The 9,436-nt window shown below is 59.1% G+C and carries 7 protein-coding genes, 1 tRNA gene and 2 pseudogenes; all 10 read right to left on the bottom strand.

The window, feature by feature from the left end; all coding sequences use genetic code 11:
* Positions 1–1,412, bottom strand: a pseudogene (locus AAFM15_RS11445) (DNA-directed RNA polymerase subunit beta'); the annotation flags it as partial.
* 23 nt (positions 1,413–1,435) lie between these two features.
* Positions 1,436–5,560 (bottom strand): DNA-directed RNA polymerase subunit beta, encoded by a 4,125-nt coding sequence (gene rpoB, locus AAFM15_RS11440; RefSeq protein WP_341686841.1) that lies wholly within the window; start codon positions 5,558–5,560, stop codon positions 1,436–1,438.
* A gap of 249 nt (positions 5,561–5,809) precedes the next feature.
* Positions 5,810–6,187, bottom strand: a complete 378-nt coding sequence (rplL, locus tag AAFM15_RS11435; RefSeq protein WP_341686840.1) for a 50S ribosomal protein L7/L12 — start codon at positions 6,185–6,187, stop codon at positions 5,810–5,812.
* A gap of 42 nt (positions 6,188–6,229) precedes the next feature.
* Positions 6,230–6,733, bottom strand: a complete 504-nt coding sequence (gene rplJ / locus AAFM15_RS11430; RefSeq protein ID WP_341686839.1) for a 50S ribosomal protein L10 — start codon at positions 6,731–6,733, stop codon at positions 6,230–6,232.
* A 261-nt stretch (positions 6,734–6,994) separates the two neighbouring features.
* Positions 6,995–7,690 carry a 50S ribosomal protein L1 gene (gene rplA, locus AAFM15_RS11425; RefSeq protein WP_341686838.1) on the bottom strand — a complete coding sequence of 232 codons (696 nt, stop codon included), beginning with the start codon at positions 7,688–7,690 and terminating at the stop codon, positions 6,995–6,997.
* Position 7,691: 1 nt separating this feature from the next.
* On the bottom strand, positions 7,692–8,123 hold the full coding sequence (rplK, locus tag AAFM15_RS11420; RefSeq protein WP_341686837.1) for a 50S ribosomal protein L11: 432 nt from the start codon (positions 8,121–8,123) through the stop codon (positions 7,692–7,694).
* A 110-nt stretch (positions 8,124–8,233) separates the two neighbouring features.
* Positions 8,234–8,815 carry a transcription termination/antitermination protein NusG gene (gene nusG, locus AAFM15_RS11415; protein WP_341686836.1) on the bottom strand — a complete coding sequence of 194 codons (582 nt, stop codon included), beginning with the start codon at positions 8,813–8,815 and terminating at the stop codon, positions 8,234–8,236.
* A complete protein-coding gene (secE, locus tag AAFM15_RS11410; RefSeq protein WP_341686835.1) occupies positions 8,815–9,198 on the bottom strand; it encodes a preprotein translocase subunit SecE in 384 nt (127 codons plus the stop codon). The genes nusG and secE overlap by 1 nt, the downstream gene beginning before the upstream one ends.
* A 71-nt stretch (positions 9,199–9,269) precedes the next feature.
* Positions 9,270–9,345, bottom strand: a tRNA-Trp gene (locus AAFM15_RS11405).
* 11 nt (positions 9,346–9,356) lie between these two features.
* A pseudogene (locus tag AAFM15_RS11400) lies at positions 9,357–9,436 on the bottom strand (elongation factor Tu); the annotation flags it as partial.

Raw genomic sequence — 9,436 nt, 5'->3', positions numbered from 1 at the left:
GACAGCGGCACGTGAACGGCCATCTGGTCACCGTCGAAGTCGGCGTTGAACGCCGCGCAAACCAGCGGGTGCAGCTGGATGGCCTTGCCTTCGATCAGGATAGGTTCAAAGGCCTGGATGCCCAGACGGTGCAGCGTAGGCGCACGGTTCAGGAGCACCGGGTGCTCTTTGATGACCTCTTCCAGAATATCCCACACCACCGGGGTGCCGGATTCGACTTCTTTCTTGGCCGCCTTGATGGTGGTGGCGATGCCCATGGCTTCGAGGCGGGCAAAGATGAAGGGCTTGAACAGTTCCAGCGCCATCAGCTTGGGCAAACCGCACTGGTGCAGCTTGAGGGTTGGGCCCACGGTAATCACGGAACGACCGGAGTAGTCCACGCGCTTGCCCAGCAAGTTCTGGCGGAAGCGCCCGCTCTTGCCCTTGATCATGTCGGCCAGGGACTTGAGCGCGCGCTTGTTGGCGCCCGTCATGGCCTTGCCGCGGCGGCCGTTGTCCAGCAGACTGTCCACGGCTTCTTGCAGCATGCGCTTTTCGTTGCGCGCGATGATCTCGGGCGCCTTGAGTTCGAGCAGGCGACGCAGACGACTGTTACGGTTGATGACGCGGCGGTACAGATCGTTCAGGTCAGAAGTGGCGAAACGGCCACCGTCCAGCGGCACCAGCGGACGCAGGTCCGGCGGCAGAACGGGCAGCACTTCCAGCACCATCCACTCGGGCTTGATGCCGGACTTTTTGAACGCTTCCAGGACTTTGAGGCGCTTGGCGTTTTTCTTGACCTTGAGCTCGGAGCCGGTCAGGTCGCCACGCAGGCGCTCGATTTCGACATCCAGGTCCAGGCCTTGCAGCAGTTCCTTGATGCCTTCGGCGCCCATCTTGGCCACGAATTCGTCGCCGTATTCGACCACTTTGGCGTCGTAATCGTCTTCGCTCATGATGCCGAACTTCTTGAGCGGGGTCATGCCGGGGTCGGTCACGACATAGGCTTCAAAGTACAGCACGCGTTCGATGTCGCGCAACGTCATGTCCAGCACCAGGCCCAGACGCGAAGGCAGGGACTTGAGGAACCAGATGTGAGCGCAGGGCGCGGCCAGGTCGATGTGACCCATGCGCTCGCGACGCACTTTGGTCTGCGTGACTTCAACGCCGCACTTCTCGCAGATCACACCGCGGTGCTTGAGGCGCTTGTACTTGCCGCACAGGCATTCGTAGTCCTTGATCGGGCCAAAGATCTTGGCGCAGAACAGACCATCGCGCTCGGGCTTGAAGGTACGGTAGTTGATGGTCTCGGGCTTTTTGACTTCGCCGAAAGACCACGAACGGATCTTTTCGGGCGAGGCCAGGCCGATTTTGATGGCATCGAAATGCTCATCGGGCGTGAACTGCTTGAACAGGTCGAGTAGTGATTTCATGGTTTGAATCCTTTGCCTGTGAATTAAGAGCGCTCGAGTTCAATGTCCAGGCCCAAGGAGCGGATTTCCTTGACCAGCACGTTGAACGACTCGGGCATGCCTGCCTCGATGGAGTGTTCGCCCTTGACGATGCTTTCGTACACCTTGGTACGGCCTTGCACGTCGTCGGACTTGACGGTGAGCATTTCCTGCAGCGTGTAGGACGCGCCGTAGGCTTCCAGTGCCCACACTTCCATCTCGCCGAAACGCTGGCCACCGAACTGGGCCTTGCCGCCCAGCGGTTGTTGCGTGACCAGCGAGTACGGGCCGGTGGAACGGGCGTGCATCTTGTCGTCCACCAGGTGGTGCAGCTTGAGGTAGTGCATGTAACCAATGGTGGTCGGGCGCTCGAAGGCGTCGCCAGTGCGACCGTCGTACAGGTGCGCTTGCGTGCGGGTGGCCGTCAGGCCCTTGGCGGCAGCGATCTCGTCCGGATAAGCCAGCTTGAGCATGGCGCGGATTTCATCTTCAGAAGCGCCATCGAACACGGGCGAGGCAAAGGGGAAGCCCTCTTTGAGGTTCTCGGCCATGGCCAGGATGTCGTCGTCTGACAGCTGCGACAGCTCTTCCTTGCGGCCCATGCCGTTGTACAGCTGGTCAAACAGTTTGCGCAGCTCGGCGGCTTTTTCCATGCGCTTGCCTTCAGCTTGCAGCATGTTGCCAATGCGGTGACCAATGCCCTTGCCGGCCCAGCCCAGGTGAACTTCCAGCACCTGACCCACGTTCATACGCGAGGGCACGCCCAGCGGGTTGAGCACGATGTCGCAAGGCGTACCGTCGGCCATGTAAGGCATGTCTTCGACTGGAACGATCTTGGAGACCACACCCTTGTTACCGTGACGGCCGGCCATCTTGTCGCCAGGCTGCAGGCGACGCTTGACGGCCAGGTAAACCTTGACCATCTTGAGCACGCCAGCAGGCAGCTCGTCGCCTTGGGTGAGCTTCTTGCGTTTTTCTTCGAACGACAAGTCGAAGCTGTGACGGGTCTGCTCCAGCGAGTTCTTGATGGATTCCAGCTGGCTGGCCACTTCGTCTTCGGCAGGACGGATGTCGAACCAGTGGAACTTCTCCACAGACTCCAGGTAGGCCTTGTCCAGCTTGGTGCCTTTGGCCAGCTTCTGCGGACCGCCGTTGGCCACACGGCCCACCAGCAGTTTTTCGATACGGTCAAAAGCATCGGCTTCCACAATGCGCAGCTGGTCGTTCAGGTCCAGACGGTAGCGCTTGAGTTCATCGTCAATGATCTGCTGGGCACGCTTGTCGCGCACGATGCCTTCGCGGGTGAAGACCTGCACATCGATCACGGTGCCCTGGGAACCCTGGTCCACGCGCAGCGAGGTGTCTTTCACATCGGAAGCCTTCTCGCCGAAGATGGCGCGCAGCAGCTTCTCTTCAGGCGTGAGGGTGGTCTCGCCCTTGGGTGTGACCTTGCCCACCAGCACATCGCCGGGTTGCACTTCAGCGCCCACGTAGATGATGCCGGACTCGTCCAGGCGGCCCAGTTGCTGCTCGGACAGGTTCGGAATGTCGCGGGTGATTTCTTCGGCGCCCAGCTTGGTGTCGCGGGCCATGACCACCAGTTCCTCGATGTGGATCGAGGTGTAGCGGTCGTCGGCCACCACGCGTTCGCTGATCAAAATCGAGTCTTCGAAGTTGTAGCCGTTCCAGGGCATGAAGGCGATCAGCATGTTCTGGCCGATGGCGATTTCGCCCAGGTCGGTCGATGCGCCGTCGGCGATCACGTCACCCTTGGCCAGCTTGTCACCACGCTTGACGATGGGACGCTGGTGGATGTTGGTGTTCTGGTTGGAACGCTGGTACTTGATCAGGTTGTAGATGTCCACACCGACTTCACCGGCCACGGCTTCAGCGTCGTTCACACGGATCACGATACGGGTCGCGTCCACATAGTCGACCACGCCACCACGGGTAGCAGTCACCACGGTGCCCGAGTCCACAGCGGCCACGCGCTCGATACCGGTACCGACCATGGGCTTTTCAGGACGCAGCACAGGCACGGCCTGGCGCGACATGTTTGCGCCCATCAATGCGCGGTTGGCGTCGTCGTGCTCCAGGAACGGAACCAGCGAAGCGGCCACAGACACGATCTGGGCTGGCGACACGTCCATGTACTGGATGCGCTCGGCGCCACACAAGATGGATTCGCCTTTTTCACGGGCAGACACCAGTTCGCCGGTCAGCTTGCCGTCTTTGTCCAAAGTGGCGTTGGCCTGGGCGATGACGTATTTGCCTTCTTCGATGGCCGACAGGTAGTCGATGTCCATCGTGACCTTGCCATCGACCACGCGACGGTACGGGGTTTCGATGAAACCGTACTCGTTGAGGCGGGCGTACAGGGCCAGCGAGTTGATCAGGCCGATGTTCGGACCTTCAGGCGTTTCGATCGGGCAGACGCGGCCGTAGTGGGTCACGTGCACGTCGCGCACCTCGAAGCCGGCACGTTCGCGGGTCAGACCGCCCGGGCCCAGGGCCGAGACGCGACGCTTGTGTGTGATTTCGGCCAGCGGGTTGGTCTGGTCCATGAATTGCGACAACTGGGACGCACCGAAGAACTCCTTGAGGGCCGCAGAGATCGGCTTGGAGTTGATCAGGTCGTGGGGCATCAGCGGCTCTTGCTCGGCCTGACCCAGACGCTCTTTCACGGCTTTTTCGATACGTGCCAGACCGGTGCGGTACTGGTTCTCGGCCAGTTCGCCGACGCAACGCACGCGGCGGTTGCCCAGGTGGTCGATGTCGTCGACTTCGCCACGGCCATTGCGCAGATCCACCAGAATCTTGACCACAGCCAGGATGTCTTCGTTGCTCAGCACCATGGGACCGGTGGATTCGTCTCGACCCACGCGGGCGTTGAACTTCATGCGACCCACGCGTGACAGATCGTAGGTGTCGTCGTTGTAGAACAGGCGCTGGAACAGGGCCTGCACAGCGTCTTCGGTCGGCGGCTCGCCAGGGCGCATCATGCGGTAGATGGCCACACGTGCTGCGAACTCGTCCACGGTTTCGTCGGTGCGCAGGGTCTGGCTGATGTAGGCGCCCTGGTCGAGCTCGTTGGTATAGATGCACTGCAGGTCGAGCACACCAGCAGAACGCAGCTTTTTCAGCAGCGCTTCGGTCAGCTCTTCGTTCGCCTTGGCAATGATCTCGCCAGTGTCACCATCAACGATGTTCTTGGCGACCACGCGGCCGATCAGGAAGTCTTCGGGCACGCTGATGTGGGTGGTGCCGGACTGCTCGAGCTCGCGGGTGTGGCGCGCGGTGATGCGCTTGTCCTTGGCGACCACGACCTTGCCGGCCTTGTCCGTGATGTCAAAACGGGCGACTTCGCCGCGCAGACGCTCGGCCACAAATTCCATTTGTGCGCCGCTGTCCATCAGGCGGAAGTTGTCGTTGACGAAGAAGTTGGCCAGGATGGATTCCGGTGTCAGGCCAATGGCCTTGAGCAGGATCGTGACCGGCATCTTGCGGCGACGGTCCACGCGGAAGTACAGCATGTCCTTGGGGTCGAATTCGAAGTCGAGCCATGAGCCGCGGTAAGGAATGATGCGAGCCGAGAACAGCAGTTTGCCCGAGCTGTGGGTCTTGCCCTTGTCGTGTTCGAAGAACACGCCAGGCGAACGGTGCAGCTGGGACACGATCACGCGCTCGGTACCGTTGATGATGAAAGAACCCTTGTCGGTCATCAGGGGCACTTCGCCCATGTAGACCTCTTGCTCTTTCACTTCCTTGACCACTTTGGACTGGGAGGTGGAAGACTCACGATCGTAGATGATCAGTTGCACGCGGGCGCGCACAGCGGAGGCAAAGGTCAGACCACGGGTCTGGCATTCGCGCACATCAAAAGCGGGTTTGGCGAGGTTGTACTCGACAAACTTCATCTCCACAAAACCGTTGTGGGAGACGATGGGGAAAGCAGATTCAAAAGCTGCCTGCAGGCCCTCGTGGGCACGCTTGGAGGACAGCACATCGGCTTGCAGGAAAGACGTGTAAGCGTCTTTTTGCATCTGCAGCAGGTAAGGAACTTCGAGCACGCTTTCGCGGCTGCCGAAACTTTTGCGAATACGCTTGCGTTCGGTATAAGAGTAGGCCATGAGATCTCCGGGCTTGATCTTTCAGGACTGAGGCTGCGCATGCACACCACATGCGAACCATCTTGGCGGCTGGCCACTACCAGCATTGGCGGACGGCGATGCCTTGCACATCACCCGAACCAAGGGTCTTCTGCAGTCGGATCAGAAGACACTGAAAAGCGGTCTTGGCAGGCTGCTTTTCGGTGCGTTCTTGAAAGCACCAAAGGCTGGAGGCCCTTGCGGACACTCCAGCCTTGGACAAAAGCCGAATTACTTGAGTTCGGCCTTGGCGCCAGCTTCTTCCAGCTTTTTCTTGGCTGCTTCGGCGTCGGCCTTGGGCATGCCTTCTTTGACGACCTTGGGAGCGCCGTCGACCAAGTCTTTGGCTTCTTTCAGGCCCAGACCGGTGATTTCGCGCACGGCCTTGATGACGCCAACCTTGTTGGCACCGGCTTCGGCCAGAACCAGGTTGAAGTCAGTCTTCTCTTCAGCGGCAGCACCGCCAGCAGCAGCGCCGCCAGCAGCAGGAGCGGCCATAGCAGCAGCGCTCACGCCAAATTTCTCTTCGATGGCTTTCACCAGGTCGTTGAGTTCCAGGACCGTCATGCTGTCCAGCGCGGTCAAAAATGCGTCTTTATCGAATGCCATTTTGATTTCCTAACAATTGGTTTAAACGAAGCTACACACCGATCAGGTGGCAGCGGTTTCGCCTTCTTTCTTGGCCGCCAGAGCACCCAGCACCACAGCGGTACGGGAGATGGGGGACATGAGCAAGCCACACAGCTGGGCCAGCAACACTTCCTTGGTAGGAACACTTGCCAGGGCCTTGACGCCGTTGACGTCCAGGGCTTTGCCACCGTAGACGCCGCCGCGAATCACCAGCTTGTCGTTGGTTTTCGCGAAATCGGCCACCACCTTGGCGGCAGCCACTGCGTCTTCAGAGAAGCCATAGATCAGCGGACCGGTCATCTGGTCGGCTGCCACTTCGAAGCTGCTACCCGTCACAGCACGGCGGGCCAGGGTGTTCTTGAGAACACTCAGGTTCACGCCCTGGCTGCGAGCTTTGATGCGCAGGTTCGTCATGTCAGCGACCGTGATGCCGCGGTATTCCGCCATCACCAGCGTTTGAGCTTTAGCGGCGAGGCTGGTCACTTCGGAAATGACCGCTTCTTTCTCACTGCGATTCAGACTCAAGGTCTACTCCTTTAAAAGTGCTTTCGGGTTGCCCCTGGAGCACGCCTTTCTTGCAGCGACCAACTGTTGTTTGGATATGCATCCATCAGCAGCGGGATCGCCATCTGCGTTGGCTTCGGAACTTTGCAGTTCACCGATTAAGCGCCCTGCGGCACACCAACGGTCTTGGATGGCCTGCCACCTGTTGACAAATTGCTTTGCAACGGGTGGCAGCCCACCACATCGGAGCCCTTTTGCAAGGGCCCCAAATTTTTACCGCGATCAGGCCGCGATGGATTGCGTGTCGACGCGAACGCCCACACCCATGGTCGAAGACACAGCCACTTTGCGCAGGTAAACACCTTTGCTGGAAGCAGGCTTGGCCTTGTTCAGGGCTTCGATCAGCGCAGCCAGGTTGCCCTGGAGCTTGTCGTTGTCAAACGAGCGACGACCGATGGTGCCGTGAACGATACCGGCTTTGTCCACGCGGAACTGGACCTGGCCAGCCTTGGCGTTCTTGACAGCGGTAGCCACGTCAGGCGTCACGGTGCCCACTTTGGGGTTAGGCATCAGGCCACGGGGACCCAGGATCTGACCCAGTGTACCGACCACGCGCATGGCGTCGGGAGCGGCGATGACCACGTCGAAGGGCATGTCGCCGGCCTTGACCTGAGCGGCCAGGTCGTCCATACCCACCACGTCAGCACCAGCAGCCTTGGCTTCTTCAGCCTTGGCACCTTGGGCGAACACAGCCACGCGAGCGGTTTTGCCGGTGCCGTTGGGCAGCACGACGGCGCCACGCACCACTTGGTCGGATTTCTTGGCATCGATACCGAGTTGCACGGCCACGTCGATGGATTCATCGAACTTTGCAGTAGCGCACTCTTTGACGATAGCCAGCGCGTCGGTCAAGGCGTACAGCTTGGTGCTGTCGACTTTGCCTTCCAGGGCTTTTTGTTTTTTGGTCAGCTTGGACATATCACACACCCTCCACAGTCACGCCCATGGAACGGGCAGAACCGGCGATCGTGCGCACAGCGGCGTCCAGATCGGCAGCGGTCATGTCTTTCATTTTGGTCTTGGCGATTTCTTCCAGCTGAGCGCGGGTGATCTTGCCGACCTTGGTCTTGTTGGGCACGGAAGAGCCCTTGTCCAGCTTGATGGCCTTCTTGATCAGCACAGTCGCGGGAGGCGTCTTGATGATGAAGGTGAAGGACTTGTCTGCAAAGGCCGTGATGACCACGGGCAGCGGCAGACCGGGCTCGACGCCTTGGGTCTGGGCGTTGAACGCCTTGCAGAATTCCATGATGTTCAGACCGCGTTGGCCCAGTGCGGGACCAATTGGCGGCGACGGGTTGGCTTTACCAGCCGGCACTTGCAGCTTGATGAAGCCGACGATTTTCTTCGCCATGCTTTTCTCCTTGCGGGTTCAAACGTCCTGACGGACTCCCCGGGGTTAACGACTCTTTGGTGTCGGTGCTGAGCGTCGAGTCGGAAAGAACCCTCAGCACCCTTTAACCATCAGGTCTTTTCGACCTGACTGAATTCCAGCTCCACAGGGGTGGCACGACCAAAGATCGTGACCGACACGCGCAGCTTGTTGCGTTCGTAGTTGACTTCTTCGACAGTGCCATTGAAGTCGGTAAACGGGCCTTCCTTGACGCGGATGTATTCACCCACTTCAAACTCCACCTTATGACGGGGTTTGTCGCTGCCCTCTTGCATTTGATCAACGATCTTGCGCACTTCGGCTTCAGAGATCGCCACCGGGCGGTTTTTGGCACCACCCACAAAACCAGTGACTTTGTTAGTGTGCTTGACCAGGTGCCAGCTTTCGTCGTCCATCACCATTTCCACCAGCACATAGCCGGGGAAGAACTTGCGTTCGGTGGTACGCTTGACGCCATTCTTGACCTCCATAACCTCTTCGGTCGGAACAAGAATACGGCCAAATTTGGACTGCATACCGGCGCGCTGAATGCGCTCGACGATGTTGCGCTCCACAGCTTTTTCCATGCCCGAATAGGCATGGACCACATACCATTTGAGGTCGGGGCTGGTGGATTCACCCGCCTTGGGGGCATTGACAAGTTCATCAGTCATTATTTTTTCCACCCGAGAATCAGGTCATACAGCGCCCACTCGAGCGTCTTGTCGGTCAGCCAAAGAAACAACGCCATGACCACCACGAAGCCAAATACATAAAAAGTGATCTGCATGGCTTCCTTGCGCTCAGGCCAAACCACTTTTTTGACTTCGCGCACAGAATCGCGGCCCAAAGCCACGAGCTGCTTGCCCGATTCAGACGTGAAGAAGACAGCAACGGCAGCAGCCAGCCCCACCAGCAGACCCACCCATTGCGCGAGCAAGCCCTGCTTGGACAGCAGGTAGTAAGCCGCAAGCGCAACCACCAACAGCAGACCGGATGCGAGCAGTCGCATCTTGTCGCCAGCGGCGCTTACGGTTTGAACATCAGACGTTGCCATAAAAATCAGGATACTTTCCAGACACGTAAGCCCGCCAGGGTTTGGCGGGCTTCGAAATCCACCTTTTCAGGTGGCAGGGGCAGTAGGAATCGAACCTACAACCTTCGGTTTTGGAGACCGACGCTCTGCCAATTGAGCTATACCCCTACGTTGACCTCTTAAGCGATGATCTTGGCCACCACACCGGCGCCGACAGTGCGGCCGCCTTCGCGGATAGCAAAACGCAGACCTTCTTCCA

It is taken from the genome of Limnohabitans sp. (assembly GCF_038134685.1).
Classification (GTDB): Bacteria; Pseudomonadota; Gammaproteobacteria; order Burkholderiales; family Burkholderiaceae_C; genus Limnohabitans_A.
Note: the sequence above shows the minus strand (reverse complement) of the source record. Positions and strands in the feature narration are given on the sequence as shown.